Origin of the sequence: Candidatus Vicinibacter proximus, assembly GCA_016713905.1 — a bacterium.
GTDB classification, from domain to species: Bacteria; Bacteroidota; Bacteroidia; order Chitinophagales; family Saprospiraceae; genus Vicinibacter; species Vicinibacter proximus.
Genome location: JADJOE010000002.1, coordinates 391,954 through 418,085 on the forward strand (window position 1 = coordinate 391,954; position 26,132 = coordinate 418,085).

The following is a 26,132-nucleotide window of genomic DNA, read 5'->3' on the forward strand; positions in this document are numbered from 1 at the left end:
ATTTAAAATAATTATGCTAAATAAATGAAACAATATTAACAGTTAAGTCTATTCAGCCTTTGCTCAATAGAACCGCAAGGTAAAACTCATTTTGCATAAATCACCTTATCAATTCATTAATAGCAATTTCCATTCCATGTTCCGACTTTATTACTTTTAAATATGGATGACATTTTAAAATTTCAGCGTTGTCTTCATAGCTCGTATTGTAAATCTTTGTTTCCGTTCTTTCGCTTCTATCAACACTATATTGGAGGCTTTATGCCCATTATTATACCATTGGACGCCATACAAATTTAGAGTCGAATTTCATATCGCCTATTCTTTTAAGTAATTTAGATATGTCTATTAAATTTTTCCAGTCAATTTGATACTTTGGCTTGTAAAAAGAAGTATTCATTATTTGCTTCTAACTTAAGTTGATTGTGTAAAAGCTTAAAATAGAAGAAAGCTCGATTGTCATTAAAAAAGCATAAAAACATTCTTCTTAAAATTCATTCATAATTAATAATTTAAAAATTCTCGACCATCAACTCTAATCTCAATTCTTTATCCCGATCTAACTTTTTCACCATCCCTGCAAATCAAAGCGAATATTGGAATAATAAATAAGATGTTTCCCTTACCAAAATAAGATTTGTCATGTCTAGCAATTTAATTGCAAAGAAAGTAAATGTTTTTCTGCTCTTTGTCAAATAAACTTTTTGAATTAAATAGGAGACTATGCGATATAAAATCGTTGTAAGAATCAAATTGACTTATTAATAAAAGAATTTTGAATTACAATTCATATTTAGTTTTCAAAACACACTAAGCAAAAGATAATTTCTTGAATTTTAACTTTGATCTAATCGAAAAAGAATACCTATTAATAAATATTTTGATTAATTTGCGCAAAAATAGGATGTTTTCCAAAAGTAATAATTTGTAAATTTACCAAATTTGTGCGTATAATATAATTTTACATACTGATTCCAAATTAGAATGATAAAATGAAATTTTTATCATGCCATTTCTTTTAATAACTTCGAGAATGAATTTATTTTAAAATTCAAATGTTCAATTCAAAAATTATCATTATTTAATTTTAGCCGGTCAAATTATAATTAACTTTAGACTCAATCTAAACATATATAATTTGAATCAGATCTGCCCCAATACGAACAACTGATCCATAGTAGGCGCAGGAAGTCCTCCTTTAGGTTCTAGAGTAATGGCAAAAGCTTGGGGCTTATCAACAAATTTGATTTCCATCATTCTCGTTTTTTCATTTAAATCTAAAACACCAAGATCCACTGGCTTCCCTGAAACGATGGCCCATAATTGGTACTGTTTTTCCGGACTAGGTTTAGGAAGAGAAATAATATCTAATATCGATTTCTGTGAGACGCTATCATAATATACCATAGCAATTGATTCTGGAGATTTTGGCATCCCCTTTAAAATAATTCGTTGAAGATTCGAATTTTTAAAATAGTTAAGTTGATTATTGCAATCCAGTATGGCTAGACTATCTTGATTGGCTTGGCGTATTAATTCACTATTTCTTTTTATACTTTGATTCAATTGATTTCGCAGGTTTCGATTTAGATTGTACAACCATATACACAATACGGCAAAACTTGTTATAAAAAAAAGATAAGGAAATTTATTCTTCCAGAAATTTTGTGTAGGAATATTGTTTTTTTCAGAAAAAATGTTCTCTAATATTTTAGATTTAAGATCCGGAGAAATTGGTTTAGCATACAAATTAGAATAAGCTTCCAAAGAATCTTCTATTTGAGATAATTCTTTTGAAAGTTCTGGATACTTTTTTAAATTTTCTAATATTTCAATATTTTGCTCTTGACTTGTAAGGCCCAAGGCATACTCTTCCAGTATTCCTGATTCAATATACTTTTTTATGTCGAGTAATTCTTTCACATTTAACGAGCTATAATAAATATAATTAAAAGATTAAGCGCATTTCTTAATAATTTAATAGCGGTACTTATCCTTGTTTTTATAGTACCTAATGGAATTTTAAATTCGTCAGAAACTTCTTGTTGGGTATAACCTTGTAGATATATTAGTTCAATCAAATCTTTGTATTTCGTATCCAATGAGTTTATCTTTTGCATCAAACCACTATCACCGATATTTGGTTGAACGCTAAAGTTTATACTATCATATACGCTTGAATCGATCGCTTGGATTTTACGGTTATTTTCTTTTCGTAAAATGTCAATGGCCGTATTTCTAAATATGCTCAGGAGCCAGGTGAAAAGGGAGCTTTTCTCGGGGCTGTACTCCTGCAAATTTTTCCAAATTTTGGTAAATCCAATTTGTAATGCATCTTCTACTAGATCTTCCCGAATCAAAATCTTACCCACGATACCATTCATAGCATCACCATAAGTGTCCATTAACAATTTGAGAGCTTGTTTGGGATGGGCTTCCCGAAGCTCCATGAACTGATTAAGTACGGCTTCTTTTTGGTCTTTCATCCTGTAATTCCATGCTAAGGTAAAAGATTTTTGGAATTTTAACTTTAAACAAATCCAAACTTGAGTTTGGTGCGTAACTAAAGAAAACACAATATTATGTTACAGAAAATTTTCCTTTTAGCGTTTTATTTACTAGCCTTTACAGGCCTTCAAGCTTCGAGTCATCGAGAGGCACCATTAATTGCCAATGATCCTCTTGCGGACAATGTCGACCTTTATGCCTTCAGGAGCCCTGACAATCCTGATTTTATTACCATTATTGCAACTTATGTGCCATTGCAATTACCACATGGAGGACCTAATTATTACAGTTTTGGCACCAACATCCGTTATGAAATTCACATTGACAACGATGCCTCCAAACCGGGTGATGAAATTACATATCGTTTTACATTTAGTCAAGTGAATGAAGATCCAACCACCTTCTTCAACATTAGGCTGGGCAAGCAAAACTTAAAAACCACCTACCGATTGGAGGTCAGTAGAGATGGTGGATTGAGTTTTACAACTGTGATTGCGCAGGGTGTTGTTCCTCCCAATAACATTGGGGCCCGATCCATCAGTGGAGGAGCCGGACTCAATACCAATTACGCTAGTTTGATGTCAAGTGCAATCCAAACGACAAACGATGGTATGAAGGTGTTTTGCGGGCCAAGCGATGACCCGTTTTTTGTTGATTTGGGCGGAGTTTTTGATTTAGGAAATCTCCCTCGCCAAAATGGAAAACCTAGAGATGGAATAGCCTGTCTTAATGTAAGTACCATTGCTTTGCAAATTCCGATCACTGCATTGAGAAAAACAGGAGTGGGTTCTCCTGCAAACATTCTGGATCCAAATTATGTCATCGGTGTTTGGGCTTCCGCCAGTAGACCTCAAATCCGCACTTTAAGCGCGGGATCTGAATCTTTTAGTGGAGACTTTATTCAAGTTTCAAGATTAGGTATGCCATTGACCAATGAAGCTGTTATTCCAATAGGATTTAAAGATTATTGGAATGGATTAACTCCTTATCAAGAAATCGCAGACACTTTGTTGGATGGTTTCTTTTTTAATCCGGAGCTTGCTTTATACATGGACGACAGACTTTTTGGAAGTGCCGTTCCAGCAATGTCTAAGCTTAGGATTCAAAAGGCATCCTTGCAAGGATTCGATTTTGGTTATGGAAAAGACGGTCTTTATGGATTAAAAGGTAACCCAGCTTTAAATGGAACAGCATTGGATGATGCGATTTTCGGGACCTTGTTGCTGCCAGGGCCAGGAAAAGCTCGCTCGGTTGACTTATGGCCAGCATTTCACACAGGAGTACCAAACGTAATTCCTTATCAATTGGCCACTGGTAAAAATGGTAACCCATTAGCTGCTGGTAAGCCATTTATTAATAACTTCTTACCAAACGGTGGAGATATGTTAAGATTAAATATGGCTGTCCCTCCAACACCGAGAAATGATCCTAAATTTAGTTCTTTAGGTTTGATCCAAGCAGCAGTTTTGGGTTTAACAGATCCACAATTTGCAAATACCAATATTGAATTTATTCCCAACATGGATGGATTCCCAAATGGTAGAAGATTGGAAGATGATGTAACCAGAATTGAATTACAAGCGGTAGCAGGTGTAGTTTTGGCCGCCATTGGCCTATGGTATGACGATTATACTGCGGGTGGACCCAATCCTGTGACGCCAAACTTAATCAATGTTTTAACTTATACAACTGGTGTAGAGGAAAACGATACTGAATTTGGGACAAGTTTTCCATATGTAGCTGAGCCATGGTCAGGTGATGGTGAATGCGGGGGTAAGTTGATTAGTGGATTGCAAAATCCTGGTGGAGGAATTATTGGATTAGATAGACCAAAAGTTTCATTGGTTAATTTTCCAAATCCAGTTACTTCTAGCACTACTTTTAGAATAAATTCTATTGTGGAAACCAAAGTTAAACTGACACTTAATTCTCAAGATGGAAAAACTATTATGGATTTAAGCAATCAGAATTTTGGTAATGGCGACAACCAATTTACAGTTGATTTGAGTCATGTACCAGCAGGTATCTATTTTGCTACTGCCACCTCACTGGATGGTAGAATTGCGGCTTATACCAAGGTGATTAAAAACTAATTTTATTTTTTATTCAGGAATTTTAAAATCGGATAATTTATTTATTTACAACCCTTAATATGTCCTTACATTTTTATAAGGTAAGGACATATTTTTTATCAATCATTTAAAACATGAATTTTATGAGATATTTATTTATATTTTCAATATTTTTATTTTTTTCAGCATGTCAAAAACATCAAACCAAATTGGTATTAGAAGTGCCGGAATTGTTAGAGAGATCGCACAAACTTCAATATTCTATTGAATGGTCGGAAACAAAAAACAGATTTGCGGATTTAAAACATAAATTAAAGCAAGAACCTGAAAATATTGAATCAAAATTACAATTGTGCAATCTTTATATTTCAGAAGCTAGAATCACAGGAGAACATGGGTATTATTATCCTACAGCTTTAGCCATGACAGAATCAATATTAGCCAATAAAGAATTGAAAAAAGACGATGAGTTCATGGCATTAAGTTTTAAGGCAAGTGTACAGTTGTCTTTGCATGATTTTAAAAATGCGCTGACCACAGCCCAAAAAGCGGTGCAATTAAACCCACACAATGCCCAAATTTATGGATCTCTGGTAGATGCGTATGTTGAACTTGGGAATTATGACGTGGCAGTAGAATATGCGGATAAAATGGTAAGCATTCGTCCGGATCTTCGATCTTATTCAAGAATATCGTATTTAAGAGAAATTCATGGTTTGATTGATGAATCCATCGAAGCTATGAAAATGGCGGTGGAAGCAGGAAGTCCTGGGAGTGAAGAAAAATCATGGGCTGCTCTCCAGCTTGCGCAACTATGTTTCCGCTATGATAAAGTGAGAGAAGCTGAATCTATTTTGAATCAAATTTTAACTGAACGAGATGATTATCCCTTTGCCATTGCTGCCTTGGCAGAAATCAATGTGAAGGAAAAAAACTACGAAGAAGCAGAGCGCAGATTAATTGAAGCCTGTCAGATAATTCCGGAAGTTTCTTTTTGTGTAAATCTGGCAGAAATTTATAAAATTCAAAATCGTCAAGAAGAATTGGATAGCATACTTCTGGTTATAAAAGAAATGCTGAATGACGATATTGCCAACGGTCATAATATGAGTCTTGAGTACTCCAAATTGTTTTTAGATTTTTATTCAGACCCTACCAAAGCTATGGAGTATATCAAAAAGGACTTGGAAATGAGACCAAATAATATTGATATTAATTTGCTTTTGGCAAAGATTTATACTTTTTCCAAAGATAAAGAAAAAGCAGAATTTGCTATTGAGAAAGCCATGGCAACAAATTCTAAGAATCCTGAAATTATTGAAATTAGTAATGAGCTAAAAGCATTGTAAGATGAAAAAGATACCTTACCTAATCCTTGTATTTATTGTATTCGTAAATGATATTTCAATGGCCCAATTTTCAGGTCGAATTTTGGATTCAGATCAACTGCCTATCCAGGATGTGATCATCCTAAATTTAAGAACTTCAGGCCATATTCATTCCGATGCATTTGGAAATTTTTCAGATCCAAACGCTAAAGATGATGATCAGTACCAATTCTCCCATCTAGGATATAAGACTGATACCATCCAGTTTGATGCTGCGAACACAGAAAAATTAACAGTTGTCCTAGAATCAACTTATGTACAATTAAGTCAGGTGGATGTGTCCGAACCCTTAAACAATAACTTGCAAAAAATAGATCTCAATTTTAATCCGGTTCAAAATACACAAGAGTTACTGAGAAAAGTTCCGGGACTATTTATTGCCCAACATGCTGGAGGAGGAAAGGCTGAACAGATGTTTTTACGTGGTTTTGACATTGATCATGGGACTGATGTCAATATTATGGTAGATCAACTCTTGCCTGTAAATATGGTTTCTCACGCCCACGGACAAGGTTATGCGGATTTGCATTTTATAATTCCAGAAACAGTTCAAAGTAGCAATTTTCAAAAAGGATCCTACAATGCATCCAAAGGAAATTTTGCCACGGCTGGTTTTGTTGATTTTAAACTAAAGGAAAGGATTAGTCAAAATTCCATTATTTTTGAAACTGGAAAATTTCAATTCAATCGAATCGCAACTTTATTAAAGTTAATCAATAAGCAAAAATCAAGCTCTTATATAGCAGCCGAATATTTAACATCCGATGGATATTTTGAAAGTCCGCAAGATTTTGTAAAATTCAATGGGCTATTAAAATATCAGTATCAACTAAATGAAAAAAGCGGTCTAAAATTTACTGGTACTTATTTTGACACCAAATGGAATGCTTCAGGTCAAATACCAACCAGAGAAGTAGAATCTGGAAGATTGGGTAGATTTGGGGCCATCGATCCAAATGAAGGTGGTCAGACTGATCGCAAGAACCTAATGCTGGAGTATTATTTTGCAGGCCGTGCACATGAGAATTTTAAGATAGCAGCTTTTGTTTCTGACTATAATTTCGAACTGTATTCTAATTTTACTTTTTTCCTAAATGACAGTATCAACGGGGATCAAATAAAGCAAAAAGAAAAAAGAAAGATATTGGGAGTGGAGGCTACTTACCAAAACAACTTGGCTGGTTTGGATTACAGTTTTAGTTTTGGTAACAGAACAGATTTGGTAAGAGGTAGCGAATTATCCAATACTAAAAATAGAACAGAAATATTGGAAAGGAAAGCTTTTGGAAATTTAAGTGAAACGGATTTTTATGGAGTTGTTAAATTATATTGGACCAAAGCTAAATGGGAAATAAATGTACAAAGCAGATTTGATTTATTTAGTATTGCTTACGAGGATTTGTTAAGACTTTCAGATAATAAAGGCCAGCACTCTGAATTTAAAGCTTCACCAAAATTCAACCTAAATTTCAATGCCAATAAATATATGCAGATTTATTTTAATAGTGGATTGGGATTTCACTCCAATGACACACGATTGATTAACCAAAATCAGAATCCAAATGTATTAACTCAAAGTACAAATCTTGATTTGGGAATGCAGCTTCGGCCACTTGATAATTTATTATTTCATTTGGGAATTTGGTATATTGATCTGGAAGATGAATTGGTGTATGTTGGTGATGAAGCCGTTGTGGAATCTAGCGGTCATACAAGAAGAACAGGTCTTGAAGCTGGATTTCGATCACAATTATGGAAGTATATTGCCTTAGACGCGGATGTTTCATATACTATTGCAAAAACGACCGATGATCCTGAAGGCGCAAATTTTGTACCCTTAGCTGCAAAGTGGTGTTCATCAGGAGGAATTAGTCTGCTTAATTTTAAGCAATTCTCCGGAGGCATAAGATATAGACACTTAGGTGACAGACCTGCCAACGAAGACTATAGTCTAACAGCGATAGGATACACACTACTTGATGCAAATATTAATTATAGTTTTAGAAATCTCCAGTTCGGGATAATAGCGGAGAACTTATTGAATACAAATTGGAATGAAGCGCAGTTTACCACTGAATCAAGATTGAAAAATGAAGCACAATCCGTAGAGGAGATTCACTTTACACCAGGTATTCCATTTAATATCAAATTTAAAATCGAAGCTAAATTTTAGAGGCAAAAATAAAATCTAAAAAATATTGTTTTTCTCTAAAATGTCCAATACCTGTCGATGGATTTCTTTTTCCGTTTGATCGCAATTCAGGATGACAATTTTTTCAGAATTATTTAATAGTTGTATGGCTTCGTGGTATTTATTTCTCACCATGATTAAATTATCAAGTGTTTCATAAAGTTCAGTGTGTGGCCTATTTTTTGAAATTCGCTCAATGGCAATTTCAGGATCAATGTCAATAAATATGTGTAAATTGGGTTTGAGCCATTCCATGGCAATGCTTTTGGCTTATATCATCCAATCCATGAACTTATGACCTCCCTGTTAAGCCATTACGAAAGATAATATCTATTGCATATCACAAAATTACCTTGGTGAATTTTATGCAACATGTCATATGATTTATTGAGAATATGATCAATTCGATTGGCCACAAACAATCCTGCAATGGTTTGGTGATCCAGACTTATTCAACCTGGAATACATTCTCTGATTATTTCATCACTGGTTTGGTTGGCGGGCTCATAAGTAAGCAGTACCCTCATGCCTATTTTTAAAAGATGCTTTCCTAACATTAATGTTTGAGTAGACTTTCCAGGCCCATCTATTCCTGTAATAATTAGTATATCTGATGGTTTCCATTGTTGTGATTAATACAATTTCGATAATGTCGACTTTTGATAGTTGGTTAAATGTATCATGTTTAAGGTTTTGGATGAGATCATAATAAAACTTAAAATCATTCAAGCGATAATTTATATTTAATATCTTTTTGGTTTGAAAAATACTTTAACAATTACTTTTGTTTATAAAAACTTGCATTACTGTTTTGAATTAAATGTAATATGCTCTAATGAATTTAGCGGATGGGAGTCGTATGATTGTTAAAAGTTAACCATAGAAATTTCGCTAAGAAAAATTGCTCATCATTAATGAATCATATACTCTCAACAATCTCCTCTAAACTTAATTCTCCAGCAAGATCCAGTTTCTTCAACAACCTGCTTTTCATGGTACGTATCGCTCCTTGCCCAACCCCTAGAGTTGATGCCATGTCCTTATTTGTAAAGGATAATTTGATTAAAGCAAAAATTCGGATTTCGCCTTGGGTAAGGGCCGGAAAACGACTTTTCAAACGAGTAAAATAACCAGCATGTACTCTGTCAAATAATTCCCTGAATTTAAACCATTCTTGATCTGTTAAAATTGTTTTGAGTCGAAGGCTTTCCAGATCTTGTTGATTGCTGGCTGAATCTGTTTCTGACTCCAGGATTTCAAGTCTTCGACTTTTTTCAATCAGTGAGTTTTTGAAATCATTTAATTGTTCTTTTGCAAGGGCCAATTCTCTGGCAGCCTCCTCCAAAGATTTCAGTGACTCTTTCTTTTGTCGTCTTATTTGCTTTTGCTTAAAATAGAAGATAAAAGTTGCCATCAAAACGGAAAAACCCAGAAGCCTCCAAAGCACAGACCTGGTGTATATTTGCCTACTTATATTTCGCGCCAACTCTGCTTCTCTCTGTCTGTGCGCATTAATTTCAAAATCCATTTCATGCCTGATGAGGGCGTTCTGGTCATTCTGTTGATTTAATTTTTTTGACCAAAAAAGAATAGAATCCAACACTGATGAAATCCCTGAAACAGATTGGTGATTTTTGTCCAGGATAACTCGGAGTTTATAGTAATCCAGGAAATTCCGTTCATCCTTGTTTCGAGATATTACTTTTTCAATGGTAGGCATTAAGGCTCTTGCTTCTGCCATGTTACCGTTCCTTAGATAAGATTCCGCCAACCTTATGGCAAAAGAAGATATATTGTTATATAATTCAGCATCCACTAAAATGGGGATGGCATTTCTGAATAAGGGTATAGCCAATTCGAATTCATTTTTAAAATAGTGTATCTTACCAGCATATCCATACAAAATGCCTCTCCAACCTTTGATGGGCCGGCTAGTTGTATCCTCTTTAACATACACTTCAATACATTTTTTTATATAAATGGAGGAACTGTCATATTGTCCAAGCTGCAGACTTATCTGAGAGAGTAAATCATAAGAGAGTATTTTCCTATGCCCTTTCATTTTATCCGCATATGATTTAATGGCATATTCTTTGGCCATTACGTAATCTCCAAGCAAATACAAGATGCCTCCTATTCGGAGTGCTATCATTTGTGGCATAAGTATCTCATTGCCTACCTCATTATTTGAAAGGTCAAAGGCTCTCATCATATAACTGAGAGATGTACCACTTTTTCCATTTTCTTTTAGTATTTGCGCAAGGTATAATAAAGAATGTGCCTCCACCAGGTCATGGCCATCAATATTAACTTCATGTACAACTTTGAGAAATTTTGAGATTTTCTGATCAATCGAAATGCTATCCTCATACAGTTTTGTTCTTTGGTCAAGCACTCTGAACATCAATAATGAAATTTCATCCCTTTTTAAGTTTGCGAGTGCTTCAAGTTTACCTAGGTTTATATGGATGGTGCTGTAACTTTGGCCAGTTAACAAGAAACTGGTGTAGATCGAATCAATTAGTCTTAGCCTTTGCGGGTATTCTACTTTTTAAAGGCTTCCTCAAACTGGGCACTCAGGCTTAGTTGTATAATAAAGAAAAGGATTCCAGTAACCTGAGATTTCATTGGCACATCAAAATGTAGGGGTAAAAATAAATGGAGTTTGTAAGTAATTGGTTAAATTACAAGGATTAATAAAATCAGAATTTTAAAAGAAGAAGTGGCTTACTACGTCCCTTTAAAAAATATATTTTCAATACCTGAATAAAAATTCGTTTAAGCTTTTAGCATCACATTCGATTTTTCTTTATCAGACAGTGCAATTTATTCATTCAGCATCTTTTTTAAATCCAAATCTTTCACAACTCATTACCCAATAGGGAAGCTATTTCTTATTTTTAGAAAGTAATTTTATCATTTTATTAAATCTGATCGATACTGATGTGAGGCATCAGATTCGATGCTAAATTGCAAAAGATAATTTACAAATCTTCAAAAAGCAGCATAATACAAGATTACATATTATTTAAATTTATATGTGATAAATTTTCCTCTTTCAGTTGGATTATATTCTATTTTTAACCCTTGCCTCTACAAGGAATCAAAATGAAAAAAAAATTCACAAGTCATCCGTGCCTGTTTGCCAGGCCGTTTATTTTGGTTTTGTGGATTTCTTTGCTTTTTTTTCTGGGCTGCACTAAAGATCATATTAACATTATAGACGGCAATAATCCTGCTTCTGTAACCAACATTTCCCGACTCAAGATAGAAAACTATGTCAATCGGCTATACATTGACTTAGTGGGACGTGAGCCGCTCAAAACAGAGTTAAAGGAAGAGTCAGACACCCTGAAAGCACGAGAGTTGAGCCGTGATGCTCGACTCAATCTTATCACACGGCTAATGGAAGATACAAGCTTCCGAATAGGAGAACGATCCTATAAAGCTGCATTTTACCTCAATCTGTACAATCTCGCAAAAGTGCGATGTTTGGAAGGAGTTACGGATGAAGAAATACAAATGAAAATGAGCCTTTTACTCAATGATGCCATGAGAGATTCCATGGAGCAAAAGTGGAAAGGGTTTTATGCTAAGCTGGACATTCTCCGACGCTATCAGGACGTATTGGAAAGCCAGCAGGAATTACTCGAAGGACATATTGCTTATCACCAGATGTTCACCTTCCTGGTCAATAATGGCATTTACGACATCATCAACATGAATACCTTCAATTTCATCAGGGCTGTATTCAATGAACTATTGTTCCGTTTACCTACCGATCAAGAATACGAATCTGCATTCGACATTATTGAAAATAGCGCAGCCGGTCAAGCCTTTGGAAGATACGTGACCAACAAGACCGAATACGTTGAAGCTCTGGTGGAATCTCCGGCCATGCTGGAAGGAATGATTGTATGGACCTTTCAGGTCTATATGAATCGTTTCCCCACGCCCAGAGAATTGTCCAGCCTGTTACCGACCTATTTGAAGGAAAAAGACATACGATACATCATCAAACAAATCGCTGTAACCGATGAATATGCAGGCTTTAAATAAAACAGGTTTATGGAGTGCCGCTTTGATGCTTATTCTCAGCTTCTCCAGCTGCCAAAAGGATTATTTTGTTTACGAGATAAACGACCAGAAGATATTACCGGTCAACAGCCAAAAGATCAAACCCAAATCGATCACTCAATACATTTCCATCCTGTACACCAATTTCTTTCAGCGAGCCATCAGTCCAAATTCCATGTTGCAGGCTCAAAAAGCCATTGAGTCTGTAGGAGATAAACAAGTAGCTTTTGACATCCTTCTCAGTAAGTATATGAATGACCCAAAAGTCATCTTGCCTACTGTGGAATCCATGAAACAGGACCCGGAAGGTTTCATCCGAAATACTTACAGACGATTTTTAGTGCGCGAACCAACAGAAGCCGAACTGAACTGGATGCTCAATTACATAAAAAGCAGACCCAATGTGACGCCTGAACATTTCTACTTTGCTTTTGGTACATGCAACGAGCATTTTCACTATTAATTTTCCCAACATGAATCGCAGAAAATTTATTAAAAAATCGGCTTTGGTGGCTGCAGGCACCGTGGGTGTTCCCTATTTGCTTCCTTCCGGATTACTTTTTGCCAGACAGCCTTCATTGAAGGCCGAACATGTTGTCTATGTTCAGTTTGCCGGTGGATTGCGCCAACAAGAGTCAGTCCTTCAAAGATACCTTTATGGCAGCCAAAACGAAAAGATTGAGGGCAACATCATGTATAATCTCCTAGATGGGCAACCTCCTGCGGACAAGATCGCTTATGGCACAGACGACAAGCAAAACAACATAGTAGGCGCATTTCCCATCAACCCAATCCTGCAGACCTCACTTCAAAAGCAGGGCACCCTTTTTCCGGAGGTGAGGTTTTCAAAAGGAGGGGCAGGGCATTTCAATGGTCTGAGTACAGGCGTATCCGGTAATTATTATGTAACCGCCGGACTTAGACAACGCACAGCGTCTCCGACTATATTTGAATACCTACGCCGGCATGCCGGTTTTTCTGCCACGGATTGCTGGTCAATAGGACAAGGTATTACGGGTTCCCGTCCTCTGCTCAACTATTCAGCACATGAAGATTACGGCAGAAAGTATGGAGGTAATTTTCTGGCACCGTTGATCACTTTTGGCTCTCCCGGACAGGAACATTTCATGGATTTTAAAAATTATCATCCGGACACGGACTACGAAATGATCCGTGAGGTCAGGGGCTTCCTTAATAAAAACTTCTCTAACCAGGGACTGGAAATACCACACTTGTACAACACTCCGGAAGAAGAAAACAGTATCCGGGAATTTATCCGGGCCACCTTTGAAAAAGTAAAAGAAGGAAGGGTCACGATGCCTCCTGTCAACGACAACGGAGACCTGAAAGTCCTCGGCTTTACAGTAGAAATGCTGCGTTGGTTCAAACCACGTGTTACCGTGGTAGATCTCAATAATATCGATGTGTGTCACAATGACTTTACTGCTTATCTCAAAAATATCCACCGTGCCGATCATGGCATTGCGTTCTTGTGGAAGGAAATACAGTCCATACCGGGTATGAGAGACAACACCGTGATGATCGTAATGCCTGAGCACGGCCGCGACGAGCAACACAATTCCATTAAAGATCTCAACGACTGGTTTGCTTACGATCATTCCGGAAGCCCCAACGCCCGCAGGATATTTAACCTGATGGTGGGCCCAGGTATTGATGCAAATCTGAAGGTAGGATCTGAGACAAATCCTATAGGTGATGCGGCTGATGTAGTACCGACCATTGCAGACATCTTTGGCATCAAAGATCAGGTCAGAAAGGCAGGTCTATTGGATGAGAACGCACGGTCTTTATTTGACAGAATTTAATAGCGACTCTAATGAAGAAAATCAGCTCTGCCGCACTTTTTCTAATGGTTGCTTTGATCTTACAGTCTGCCTGTGAAAAACCGGAAATCCCGCGCAACCCTTTTGACGATTACAAACCAACTCAGGACACCGTCAAATTCATTTTCGACGATCCGGACTCATCATCCATTGCTGGTTTATATACCTACATTTTCAAGCCTACCTGCGCCAATTCAGGTTGCCACGATGGGACCTTCGATCCTGATTTCCGAACTCTGGAAAGTTCCTACAATACGCTGGTATTTCGTGAATCCATCAAAAAGGACGGTAAGTACTTGTTTCGCGTCAAACCATATTCAATCGACAGTTCGGTTATTCTAGCGCGTGTTAACGGCATAGTGACCCCGCAGATGCCCATCCAGATTGAACCAGATTCGGATTGGGGCAAGAGAAAAGACCATTACATCTCTTTGATTCGCCGCTGGATTGAATCAGGTGCTCCCGCCATCGATGGCAGCATACCCGTAGCAGGCCTTCCTCAAATCAGACTTAAGGGCTGTCTGGCTATGGTGGACGATACTACCGTGCTTGAGCGCAGGCCATACAGCGGCCCCTTGTTATTGGACAGCCTCAGGGACAGCCTCTATCTTTATTTCTCGTTTGGTCACGATGCACAGAATCCATTAAGTTTTACCCACAACAAGATCAGTTTTCATCCAAATCCTCATGTGTTTGACAGCACTGTAGTTACTTTGGATTTAGAGACCGGTTTCCCCAGTTTCCGGATGATTGGTTTATATGGCGACAGTGTCCAATATACCCATAGAATCCTCATTAATCCCAAAATGCTGATGGCCAATAGCCGGGAGCTCTATTTCCGAACCTATCTCAAAGACCTGCTTAATCCTTTGTCTGAAATTCCGGCTCAAAGAGCCATTTTTTCCATGAAAAAATATATGTCCCTTGAACGCACTGATTAAATTAGGGATTCTGTTGTCGGTTGTAATTTTCTGTGTTTCCTGTCGCGAAAACGCAGAAGATCCGCCTTTTTCCATCATACCGGAAATCAAGTTGAAGGATTTTTCCCAGGACACCATTCTTGAGTATGAGGATATTCTCACCTTCAACATTCGCTATCAGGACGGGGATGGCGATCTTGGATTCGAAGAACCTGAAAATTATGCTGTTTTCATTAGGGATGCAAGACTCACCAAGTACGATGGGTTTTACCTGGCTCCAGTTGCACCACCCGGAGAATTGATTGCCGTTCAGGGTGATTTAAAAGTGGAATTTCCCAGTTTGTTTGTTTTCGGAAACCGTACCGAGGAAAGGACCAAGTTTTACATCTACATGGTAGACCGAAAAGGAAACAAGAGCAACGAACTGATTACGCCTGAAGTGGTCATTAAAAAGAAAGGATGATGCACGCACGAAAGTTTCTCATTTGTGCGTTTCTGCCCATTACAATTGGTTTTTTAACAAAATCGGGACTTATTGCTCAACCGACCTACCCGATGCAAAATGCAGTCGTTCGCGATTGCGAAGGGATCCTGACCCACAGTGAAGCCGGTGAGGATAAAAACTATGATCATAACGAAGACTTTACCTTTACCATCTGTGTACCAGGAGCAACTTCTATCACCTTGGACTTTGAATTCTTCGCTACCGAAAGGACTTACGATCTGATGACTATCTACGAAGGACCCAATAAAAATGGTCCTGTTATTTCAACACTCAGTGGAATTCTGAATCCACCACCGCGCATTACAGTCAAAGGCGATTGTGTGACCATACACTTTAAAAGCGACGACAACATCACTGCCAATGGCTGGAAAATGCATTGGAAAGTTCAATTTGTATTACCACCACCCCCGACACTCAAGGTAACCGCCCCCACGGCATGTCCCTTAACCGAACTCACCTTTGAATTTGGATATCCGGTACCCTGTGATCAGATTATTCCCGGCAATTTCAGTCTTTTAGGACCCGGAGGTTCCAAAATCATCTTTGCGGAAGCCTTGGACTGCGTAAACGGAAAGGCGACCAAGTTCAAATTACAATTTGACCCTCCATTGGACAGACCGGTTAACTATAGGGTAAGTTTTACCTACAAGTATATTGATGAATGTGGTACTGAGCATTTGTTGAACACCAGCGTTTTGTTCAGTTTGAACAACTGCCCTTTTACTGTGGAGATCCTGATGCCTATGGGGGCAGCATGCAAAGGAGCCTGTACCGATTTGGAAGCTATGGCCACAGGTAATGCCAAACAGAAATTCCGCTATCGATGGCTGCCGGGAGGTCAGACCAGTCCATCGATTCGGGTATGTGATACAGTTCCCATGCAATATAGAGTCATCGCCATAGACAGCGCCTCAGGTGTGATGGATACAGCAGATTTCTTGTACACTCCTCTGGATATACCAAAAATTCTAAATCCCATTTCTGATACAGTCTGCGCATCTGCTGCGGATTGGAAATACCAAATTGACATTCCCGGTGGTGATTTCTTTTCCCGAACAATACCGAATCAGCATCGTAAAACAGGTATATACGAATTTTGGCGGCATGCGGCCGGAAACAAGTTAAGCACGGATACGGTGGTCTACATCGCCCCCAATGGTTGTAAGGTTTCCGACATTGTGCACATTTATCCCATAGATGCCGGTGCAGACATTAAACTCTGTCTTGGCTCACCTGCGATACAGATCAGCGGGGGTACCCCGGCTGGAGGGTATTGGACAGGACCAGGCATCCAGCCCAATGGGAGTTTCGACCCTTCTGTGGTAGGTCAGTTTGACTTTATTTATACTGCACCCAATGGTTGTTCCGATATCCGATCGGTTTTTGTTCACCCCAACCCAAGAATCCTCAATCCTGTACCTGATACGGTCTGTGCCTCAATGGCAGACTGGCGGTACCAGGTCAGTATTCCCAAAGGTGATTTTTATTCCTCTGTTATCCCATCCAGCCAGCGTAAGTCCGGAATTTATGAATTCTGGAGGCTCTCTTCCGGTGACACTTTGCGTAGCGATACGGTCACTTATATTGACCCAAATGGCTGCCAGGTCCGGGACACCTTTATGATCATCCCGGTCTCTGCAGGAAGTACTCAGTCTGTATGTCACTTGACTCCTGTTTTTAAATTGACGGGAGGATCGCCAATGGGTGGATTTTGGTCGGGTCCATACACCGATTCATTAGGAAATTTCAACCCTCAGGATACAGGCAGCTTTATAGTGACTTATCATGCCACCAATGGATGCTCTGCAAAAAAATCCGTAAGGGTCAACGCAAATCCCATTATTCTGAATCCTATCGCAGATACCATCTGCGCCTCTGCTGCCAACTGGCAATATCAGGTCAACCTGCCCGGTGGGACTTATTCTGCAACCGCTATTCCTGCAGCCCAAAACAAGAGTGGAATATATGAATTCTGGAGATGGGCGCAAGCCAACCAAACACAAAGAGACATTGTGACCTATACGGCCCCTGGAGGTTGTACCATTAAAGATACCTTTTACATTCATCCTGTTTTTGCCGGACTTGTTGAAGCTGCCTGTCAGGGCAGTATGCCTTTTCAACTCAGCGGGGGTAGACCAACCGGAGGATTTTGGACAGGTTCAAATGTCGATTCCAGTGGTATTTTTAATCCAATAAAAAGTGGCAGCTATACTTTAAATTATAAGGCTCCAAATGGATGTATTTCCAGCAAAACCGTCAACGTAGCTGACAGTATTGGACTTAACCTTATCGACACTCTTTGCAACCTGGAAAACATCAACCTGGTATTCACCCCAGTCGGAGGCAGATGGAGCGGTCCGGGTATTACAGACAGCATTGCAGGAAAGTTAGATGCCACCAAGGCTATTGCCAATCAATGGAACACCTATCGCTACCGTCTCAATGGCTGTGAAAAAAACATCAGTGTATTTATCACCAAACCAGATGCAGGACCAGACACATCCCTTTGCCTTGGTGTTTCCACACTTAATCTGCCTCTTAAAGGGCGCTGGTCCGGACCAGGGGTATACGATCCTTTGACTAACACATTTGATATTTCTTCTCTTGCATCGGGTATACATTCCTTCAAGATCAGCTTTAAAAATTGCCGGGATTCGTTCAAACTAAACATCCACGATGTGAGATTGGATTCAAGCCAGTCTCGGCTTTTCTGTCCCGCTATGGATACCATCGATCTTGTGAATTTACTAAACCCATCCGAAGGCCCGGGGATTTTTAGTGGAACTGGAGTAGCCTATCCCGATAGCCTATGGAAGTTCTTACCAACGTTGGCAGGACCTGGAAAACATGATATCGTCTATAAAGCTTTTGGTTGTGTGGATACTATAGATATTGAAGTGGAAATCCCCATTAGCTTCTCTGCCTACAAATTTTGCGACCGTAGCCCCCCTACTGTTCTCAAAGTTATTCCTTCGGGAGGAGAATGGAGTGGAACGGGATTCCTGGACGAATCTGCAGGATTATTTGATCCTGAACTTTCAGGTCTAGGAATTCATCCAGTGATCTATACCAGTCCTGCAGGATGTAAGGCTCAGGCTTTGGTTGAGGTAGAAGCTTGGGAACAAGTGCGCATTGGTGGGATTGATCCTCAATACTGTTTCAAGAACCAGGACATACCTGTTTTGCTTAATCCTTCAGGTGGTGAATTTTTTATTAACGGATTACCATCGGCACCAATAATCAATCCGGCCCGACTGGGCTCAGGCATCTGGGAACTGTATTATACGCGTGGGGAAGGCAATTGTGCTTCTTCCGAGAAAACATTTATCAAAATCTTACCTGCCATCCACAAAAAATCCTCCAGTGAAAATGATTCCATTTGCATTGGCCAAAGAGCAACGATCTCGATCGATGCCAGTGGCGGTCAGGGTGGACTGATTTATACCTGGGATCATGGCCTGGGCTTTGGCAGCAGTCACATTGTTGAGCCTGTGCAGGATAGCTGGTTCCTGGTGACAGTCACCGATGGTTGTTCGGATCCTTTGGTGGACAGTGTATTTATAAGGGTTTTTCCACGCTTTCCTATGGATACAATCAGTGGCCCACCGGTATGCTTCGGCGAAAAGACTTTCCTGGAATTAAAGCTGGATACTGCAGATTACGAAATTGTGTGGCAGACTAGTCCTCAGAAAAAAGGTGCCAGACTGGATGGGGATCCCGGCATCTATGGTGTAGAGATAAAAGAAAAATCTACAGGATGCCGACAAAGAACTACTGTGACCCTTCCCGGATCAGCTCCTCTTGCAGCTAACTTTGGTCTCACACCCAACCAACCTTGCATAGACATCGTGGAAAATACAGTGGAGATACTGGATCTATCTTTTGGATATACAGATGGAACCATAGACTTTGGCGATGGTTCGCCACTGGTGGACATTAAGTCACCCGGGTCCCTCGTACATCAATACTCAGACACTGGCAATTTTGTGATCAAAATGCATGTAATTAATGATATTGGGTGTGAAGATGAATTTGAACGCGAGGTCTGTGTTAAAAATGTGGTTCGGATTTTTATCCCAAGCCTCTTCAGTCCAAATAACGATGGCAAACAGGATATTTTTGAGATCTTTCACATCGGAGTGGAAATTTTACACTGGGCTGTTTACGACCGGTATGGCGCACGTGTATTTGAATCTAAAGACGGAATGGACAAATGGGATGGCACTTTCCGTGGCATGCATGTGGTAGAAGGAGTTTATGTAGTAGTCATCGAATACTTCAATCCAGACAAAGGCAAGAAGGAAATATTTATAAGTGATGTGACTATCCTAAGATAACACCTATTTTGTGAATCCTTAACGCCTAAATACACAGGGGAATAACCCTGGGTGACTGTGTCTAACAGACAAGCATGAAAGTGGTGATTTAATCATTAGAAGGTATTTTGAATTGAAGTAGAAATTCTTTTGCATAAAATCCGTTGCAAATATTTTGATTTGGACTAGAAATTCTAAGGCATAATCTGGAATTAAAAAAGAAGAGGAGCGGTTGCTCCTCTTCTTTTTTAAGAATTAATGAATTTTTAAAATTTAAAAATTTATAGTACTGCTTATTTATGGATTGAAAATGATTTAATTATTTTATTTCCATCCATAGTTGCACGAATAAAATACAATCCGTTTGGATAAATACTCATATCAAACTTTGTGATCATTTCATCTTCATAATTGGTTACATAGTTTTGCTCAGAAATCTTTTCACCAAGACTGTTTAGAATTTCAATTTGATTTCTGGAATGTGGATGAACGTTCATCTTTACGAACAGAATATTTTGCGCTGGATTTGGATACACCAAGAGTTCTCCACCTTTAGTATATGTCTTACTGAAATTCGAATCCAAATCTTCGATCATGTTTTTTGAGTTTGAATTTTTTGTAGACAGGGATTGAACTTCTTCCGGACAATAAGATGCATCCCAATTCCAGGTAACGTATTCACCGGCATCCACTTTATCTGCAATGAACTGACCGGTCATATAAGTTCTTGAAGTGGAAGTTGAATTTTCAATTTTAATTTCCTTTTTCGTATTGATATTTGCTTTTACGATAGAGCTTTTATTGATTTTTACTTCCTCCTCTACATAAAATTGCACACCAGAAATAGCATTGTTATTGATTTTTATATTATTATCGCCATCCAATTTCTTATCAATCATCACGTGAGTTGCTTGATTAAATTTTAATTGGCTTCCTTCTTTTAGCTTAAGCTCCTTGATATAAACATTGGCATGACCCGATAATGTAGCAACTACATTTTTTCCTACTTCAATTTTTCCATAATTGCTCAGGTTCAATGTTACCGGTGCGCTGTTGTCATTGATTTTAACATCGTTGTTGCCGGGATTTACATTTTCAATAAATAGGGGTTTTAAAGATGATGGTACATTCCCATTTATCTTAGTAGTCACAGCACTTCCACTCTTCACATCGATATTACCTGACTTCACAAAAGTATTGGTAGCAATAATTTTACTGTTCTTCTCCAGACTGACTTTTTTATTGGCAGTGATCACTCCAACTCCTCCGCTTTCTACTGTGTTCTCTTTCATTTTTACTTCATCGTTACTCAGAATGGTGTAAGCATATAACAAACTTGCATCACCAAACTTTTTAACTGTTACGGTCTGTTGGCAGGTCGAGGTCACTCCGGAAACATCGGTTGCTGTCCAGGTAACCACTGTGGATCCAACTGGATAATTTAATGGCGCATTGCTAACCAAAGAAATTAATGGACAGGAATTACTTACAACCGGCTCAATAAGATTAACAGAACTTGCTGTGCAACTACCTGCATCTATATTTACAGGATTAATACTGGCGCAACTTATACTTAAAATACAATCCGGACAAATGATTGCACCCAAATTTGGATTGTAGGTGCCTGCCGGACAATTTAAACATTCGGAAGCTCCTGAATGAGGATTGTAAGTTTGCACAGGACAATCAGTACAGCTGGTAGATCCTGATGAAGTGGAGAATTTCCCCGGAGGACAATTTGTACAAGCGACAGCCCCCGTTGCATTTGAATAGGTTCCCGGTCCACATGATTCACAATGATCTTGCCCTTGCAACCCTTGGTAAGTTCCGGCAGGACAACTCGCACAAACGCTGGATCCTATTATATCAGAATAACTTCCAGGAGGACAATTCAAACAGCTTGTCTGACCTTCCTCACCTTGGAATTTTCCTGCAGGACAACTCGCACATTCAATTGATCCTATTGCAGAGGAATAACTTCCCTTTGGACAATTCAAACAGCTTGTCTGACCTTCCTTACCTTGGTATTTTCCTGCAGGACATGATTCACAATATGTGGAGCCGGTAGTCGACGAAAAAGTTCCCGCCAAGCATGATTCACAATGATCCTGTCCTGATTGCCCTTGATAGGTTCCGGCAGGACAACTGGTACAAACGCTGGACCCAATGATATCAGAATAGCTTCCAGGAGGACAACTCGCGCATTCAATGGATCCTGTTGCATCAGAATATTTTCCCCTTGGACAATTCAAACAGCTGGTCTGGCCTTCCTCTCCTTGGTATTTTCCTGCAGGACAAGACTCACAGAAGGTTGAGCCGGTAGTCGATGAAAAAGTTCCTGCCAAGCATGAAATGCAGACAGCTTGTCCTTCAAGGTTTTGGTATTTTCCTGCAGGGCAAGGTATGGGCTCAGTGGTTGCTCCCGGACAATAGGTCCCCGGAGGACATGGTGTCATGGTACACGTCTCGAGATTCAAGTATTGACCTGGAACATTTGGTATTTCAACTTGCACATTTTGATTTGCCGTAGCAATATTTCCATTTCCATCGTCAAAGGTCCAGACCACGGTATGCATTCCAGGTACTCGAATTGGAAATTCTGTAGAAGTTTGTCCTGTGATCAAACCAGCACAATTATCTTCTGCTATTGGTGGGGTTGGTATGGTTTGACATGCCAGTAAAACAACATTTTCAAGCACTGGAATGACAGGATGAGTGACATCATTAATAATCACAGTCTGTTCTTGATATGAAAAGTTTCCATTTCCATCTTTATAAGTCCAGCTGATGTAAAATGTGCCTTGCTCATTGAATTCTGTAGGATTATTTGTATATCCATTTATCAATCCAACACAATTATCAATTGCTGAAGGTGGAAGTACCGCTGCTGAACATTCCGCTTCTATTACTGGCAAATTTTCAACAACAGGTATAGGTGAAGAAACATCTTGAACGAATATATTTTGATTTATAGATACCTCGTGCCCCTTGTCATCTTTAAACTTCCATGAAACAATACTGCTGCCCTGCTCGGTAATTGGAAAGTGATGTGTTGTTGTAGCTGTAATTAAGCCACTACACTGAGTAGTAACGGTTGGAGTGGGTGGTGTACCTCCACATTCCCCTAGAGTAATATCATTTAATACCAGTTCTCCAAATGGATTGATGTCTTGAACAATGACCTTAAAATTGCAGACACCTGTATTTCCAGATAGGTCTGTCGCTTTATATACTATGTTTTTTTCTCCATAGTTAAAATGACTACCGCTTGTTGGACCTTCAATTTGAACTGGAATAACTTGATTGCAATTATCTGCTACTTCAGCTGTTGGAAAAAATATTTCACCAGGACAATTTGACTCTATATTAGCCGGACATCTTAACACAGGCTTGAAAATATCTCGAACAGCTACATTAAATGAGCATTCCTTACTGGTGCCATTTCCATCTGTCGCCATAAATTGAACAGCCGTAGTTCCTACAGAAAATACGGAACCTGAATTATGAGAAGCAGAAAATTGAAGTGGAGGAACAAAACAATTACCAGTAACGCTTGGATTTGAAAAATTTACAGTTTCTGAACAAGACAAAGGTGAACTTAAATCAATCATCACATCAGGTGGACATTGAATTTCAAAATCACTTTGATTCTGTACCCTGATTGTGAAACTGCATGTATTGGTGTTGCCTGCCTGATCAGTTGCCATAAAAGTCAAATTTGTTTCTGCATTGGCAAATAAACTACCACTTGAGGGACCCTCAATTTGTTGTATGCTTGCTACGCTGCAATGATCATAATAATTGACTGGAGGAAAATTAAAGTTACCCGGACAACTTAATGTCTGGTTTTCAGGACAGGCGATAATTGGTTTTCCTTTATCCAGGACTGTGATATTCATAGAACAAGTATTGGTGTTACCTGAGTGATCTGTTGCAGTAAAGGTTACTTGATGAATGCCTGTTAGTAAATCTGAACCACTTGGTAATGTAGAGGTAATTGTAACTGGGTATAATGTACAGTTATCAACGTAAGTTGCATTTGAAAAATGTACAACTTTATAACAGGAATGCTGGGAAGTTATTTCTGCTGTAATATTCTCTGGACAGGTGATGGTAGGTTTCTGCCTGTCTTCCACTTTAATTGTCATACTGCAGGTGCTAGAATTGTTAGAAGCATCCGTAGCTTTATAAATATTTGTTGTAATTCCCAATGGAAATTCTGAGCCCGCTGCTATTCCGGAAAGAAGGCTTAGAGTAGCACTACAATTATCAGATATTGTTGGTTGGGAAAATCCAACTAATGCAGTACAAGAATTGTTATTGGTAGAGCTTGTAATATTGGGAGGACAAATAATAGTAGGTACTGTACGGTCTATAACTCTAATTACTGTACCACAATCATTTGTATTATTATGAAAATCTGTTGCTCTAAAATAAATAGTAGTTTGGCCTAATGGAAAAGAAGCTCCGGATGAAGGGCCGAACAATTTTTCTATAACACTATATCCGCAATTGTCTGTTGCTGTCGGTGGAGGGTAAGTTGCATTGGCAGAGCAAGAAGTTGAACTTGTATATACTGTAACAAGTGGATGACAGGTTATAACCGGTTTTTCAACATCGTAAACCAATATATTAAACGAACAAGTGGAAGAATTACCATCACTGTCTGTTGCTTTAAAAGTATTGGTAGTATAACCAAGAGGATAAACAGCACCTGAGGCCATACCTTCTATTCGTTGAGTAACAACACCTGGACAATTATCTGTACCAACAGGGGTTGTATAAGTGGCTACTGCTCCAGCGCATGTACCTTCCGGCATGTTGACTACCATATCTTCCGGACATTGAATGGCGGGGCCGGAGTTCTGTGGGAAAAAATATAGATATATTAAGCCAGATCCTCTGTCACCATTGATACCTCCTACACTTATATAATAGGTTATATTCTTACAGCTGTTAAATCTGACTTCAGACCCAGTTGTTGCACCACCGCAAGTGATATTTTCACAACCAGCTTCGACCAAATTTAAAGCTCCGCATGTACCAGTATATAAAGAGATTCTGGAATTGTAATTATTTCTAAAACAATTACTAACTATCAATTCACCTTCTGAAGGTGTTGTGAATTTATACCAGACATCATGGTGTGCATTTGCTCCTCCACAAGTCTGTGCAGGAGCATCCTGTGTTGAGCATAAAGTATTATAAGAACGGGATGATCCATGACTAAGCGTTATCGCTGAAGCACATGATTGATTAGTTGATTGAGTTGAAATTCCATAACTAAGTGTGCCGCCAGAAGGTGTACCTGGAACATTTTTGGGTTTTAATTCAAGATAATATATCCCCGATTCAGTCGGTGTGAATTCCAATCTTGATTGAGTACCACATGCATCATCGTTTGTTGCTTTAAAGGTAAATCCATCAGTTCCATATAAAGTCAAGTATGTATCAAAATTGGCCCCTTCGCAGGTACTAAAGTAATATTGAACATTCTCTATCAACTGAACGCTCCAGGAAGGCAGTATACCTGATATAAAAGAAGCCGACTGCGGTGTACAACCAGGTGTGATTAAATTTGAAGCTCCTGTGTATTTCCAGGTCGTTTTAACGCTCCATGAATAAGCAAGGTAGTTATCGAATTCTGGAATTACACAAGCCACAGAAGAAGATTGCCCTACCGAATCTTGGAATTGAAACTCAGTATATACTTCATTACTTGGCGAAGAATAAAACCTATAATTTAGCCGTTTAATAGTGCTTGTCACAACATTATCATCATCCTCATCTCTGACATCACATCTCTCTCCCTTATCAAAAGCAGGATTGGGATCATGTTCCCATGCATTTAATTGTACCTCAACATTATTGAGATAAGAGGTGTCACTTCTGATCAGCATATTTTCATTTTGAAAATCACAGTCTTCCAGTTTATCGCAATAAATGCAAGATGTTTGAGTGACTTGTCCATGATAGTTCTGTATGGCATCATATTCATATGTTCTAAATCTCGCTGTCCATTCGTGCACTCCAATTTCTAATTGAGATCCAACGTCTGTACAAAGGTCAAAATGAGCCTTTAAATCACCTAGTTTTAAGGTGTATAAAGAAGTCGCCGTTTGAGACCACCCATTGGAAGCAAAGCACGAAAAAACAATGAATAGCAATAATTGAAATTTAAATTGATTTTTTTTCATTTTGAATATATTTAGTTTGTGATTCAATTTCAATAAATAAATTAGAGTTGTTTGGAGAATAATTCCTCACGTCAGGTAAATGGGCCTCTCCATACCTAATTTTTGCTATCTGAA

Annotated in this window: 16 protein-coding genes; 9 read left to right on the top strand and 7 right to left on the bottom strand. The window is 38.6% G+C overall.

Annotated features, from left to right (window positions below; all coding sequences use genetic code 11):
• Nucleotides 1–1,143: 1,143 nt before the first annotated feature.
• Together IPJ83_07900 and IPJ83_07905 are read right to left on the bottom strand one after the other, a co-directional pair.
• Nucleotides 1,144–1,923 (bottom strand): anti-sigma factor, encoded by a 780-nt coding sequence (locus IPJ83_07900; protein ID MBK7880465.1) that lies wholly within the window; start codon nt 1,921–1,923, stop codon nt 1,144–1,146.
• Between the two features lie 2 nt (nt 1,924–1,925).
• Nucleotides 1,926–2,486 carry a sigma-70 family RNA polymerase sigma factor gene (locus IPJ83_07905; protein ID MBK7880466.1) on the bottom strand — a complete coding sequence of 187 codons (561 nt, stop codon included), beginning with the start codon at nt 2,484–2,486 and terminating at the stop codon, nt 1,926–1,928.
• Nucleotides 2,487–2,582: 96 nt separating this feature from the next.
• On the opposite strand from IPJ83_07905, the gene IPJ83_07910 reads away from it, so the two are divergent.
• The 3 genes from IPJ83_07910 (at nt 2,583) to IPJ83_07920 (ending at nt 8,141) form a co-directional block, all read left to right on the top strand.
• The gene (locus tag IPJ83_07910) at nt 2,583–4,601 is read left to right on the top strand and encodes a DUF4331 family protein (GenBank protein MBK7880467.1); all 2,019 of its coding nucleotides are present in this window, start codon (nt 2,583–2,585) and stop codon (nt 4,599–4,601) included.
• A 122-nt stretch (nt 4,602–4,723) separates the two neighbouring features.
• Complete coding sequence (locus tag IPJ83_07915) at nt 4,724–5,929, top strand: tetratricopeptide repeat protein (GenBank protein ID MBK7880468.1); 1,206 nt, start codon at nt 4,724–4,726, stop codon at nt 5,927–5,929.
• A 1-nt stretch (nt 5,930) separates the two neighbouring features.
• Nucleotides 5,931–8,141 (top strand): TonB-dependent receptor plug domain-containing protein, encoded by a 2,211-nt coding sequence (locus tag IPJ83_07920; GenBank protein MBK7880469.1) that lies wholly within the window; start codon nt 5,931–5,933, stop codon nt 8,139–8,141.
• Between the two features lie 15 nt (nt 8,142–8,156).
• Here the strand turns inward: IPJ83_07920 and IPJ83_07925 are convergent, their stop codons facing one another.
• The 4 genes from IPJ83_07925 to IPJ83_07940 form a co-directional block, all read right to left on the bottom strand.
• Nucleotides 8,157–8,414 carry a hypothetical protein gene (locus tag IPJ83_07925; protein MBK7880470.1) on the bottom strand — a complete coding sequence of 86 codons (258 nt, stop codon included), beginning with the start codon at nt 8,412–8,414 and terminating at the stop codon, nt 8,157–8,159.
• A 59-nt stretch (nt 8,415–8,473) separates the two neighbouring features.
• Nucleotides 8,474–8,581, bottom strand: coding sequence for a hypothetical protein (locus IPJ83_07930; protein ID MBK7880471.1), 108 nt, complete (start codon nt 8,579–8,581; stop codon nt 8,474–8,476).
• Nucleotides 8,582–8,611: 30 nt separating this feature from the next.
• A complete protein-coding gene (locus IPJ83_07935; protein ID MBK7880472.1) occupies nt 8,612–8,716 on the bottom strand; it encodes a hypothetical protein in 105 nt (34 codons plus the stop codon).
• A 362-nt stretch (nt 8,717–9,078) separates the two neighbouring features.
• Nucleotides 9,079–10,656, bottom strand: coding sequence for a hypothetical protein (locus IPJ83_07940; protein ID MBK7880473.1), 1,578 nt, complete (start codon nt 10,654–10,656; stop codon nt 9,079–9,081).
• A 611-nt stretch (nt 10,657–11,267) separates the two neighbouring features.
• On the opposite strand from IPJ83_07940, the gene IPJ83_07945 reads away from it, so the two are divergent.
• From IPJ83_07945 to IPJ83_07970, 6 genes are read left to right on the top strand one after another with little or no spacing between them, the layout of a single operon-like run.
• On the top strand, nt 11,268–12,218 hold the full coding sequence (locus tag IPJ83_07945; GenBank protein ID MBK7880474.1) for a hypothetical protein: 951 nt from the start codon (nt 11,268–11,270) through the stop codon (nt 12,216–12,218).
• A complete protein-coding gene (locus tag IPJ83_07950) occupies nt 12,202–12,699 on the top strand; it encodes a hypothetical protein (GenBank protein MBK7880475.1) in 498 nt (165 codons plus the stop codon). Before IPJ83_07945 ends, IPJ83_07950 begins: the two co-directional genes overlap by 17 nt.
• Before the next feature lie 10 nt (nt 12,700–12,709).
• Nucleotides 12,710–14,062, top strand: coding sequence for a hypothetical protein (locus tag IPJ83_07955; protein ID MBK7880476.1), 1,353 nt, complete (start codon nt 12,710–12,712; stop codon nt 14,060–14,062).
• An 11-nt stretch (nt 14,063–14,073) separates the two neighbouring features.
• The gene (locus tag IPJ83_07960) at nt 14,074–15,021 is read left to right on the top strand and encodes a hypothetical protein (protein ID MBK7880477.1); all 948 of its coding nucleotides are present in this window, start codon (nt 14,074–14,076) and stop codon (nt 15,019–15,021) included.
• Nucleotides 15,005–15,463, top strand: a complete 459-nt coding sequence (locus IPJ83_07965; protein MBK7880478.1) for a hypothetical protein — start codon at nt 15,005–15,007, stop codon at nt 15,461–15,463. Before IPJ83_07960 ends, IPJ83_07965 begins: the two co-directional genes overlap by 17 nt.
• Nucleotides 15,460–19,842 (top strand): gliding motility-associated C-terminal domain-containing protein, encoded by a 4,383-nt coding sequence (locus tag IPJ83_07970; protein ID MBK7880479.1) that lies wholly within the window; start codon nt 15,460–15,462, stop codon nt 19,840–19,842. Before IPJ83_07965 ends, IPJ83_07970 begins: the two co-directional genes overlap by 4 nt.
• Nucleotides 19,843–20,114: 272 nt before the next feature.
• On the opposite strand, the gene IPJ83_07975 is transcribed toward IPJ83_07970, so the two are convergent.
• A complete protein-coding gene (locus IPJ83_07975; protein MBK7880480.1) occupies nt 20,115–26,018 on the bottom strand; it encodes an HYR domain-containing protein in 5,904 nt (1,967 codons plus the stop codon).
• Nucleotides 26,019–26,132 lie beyond the last annotated feature (114 nt).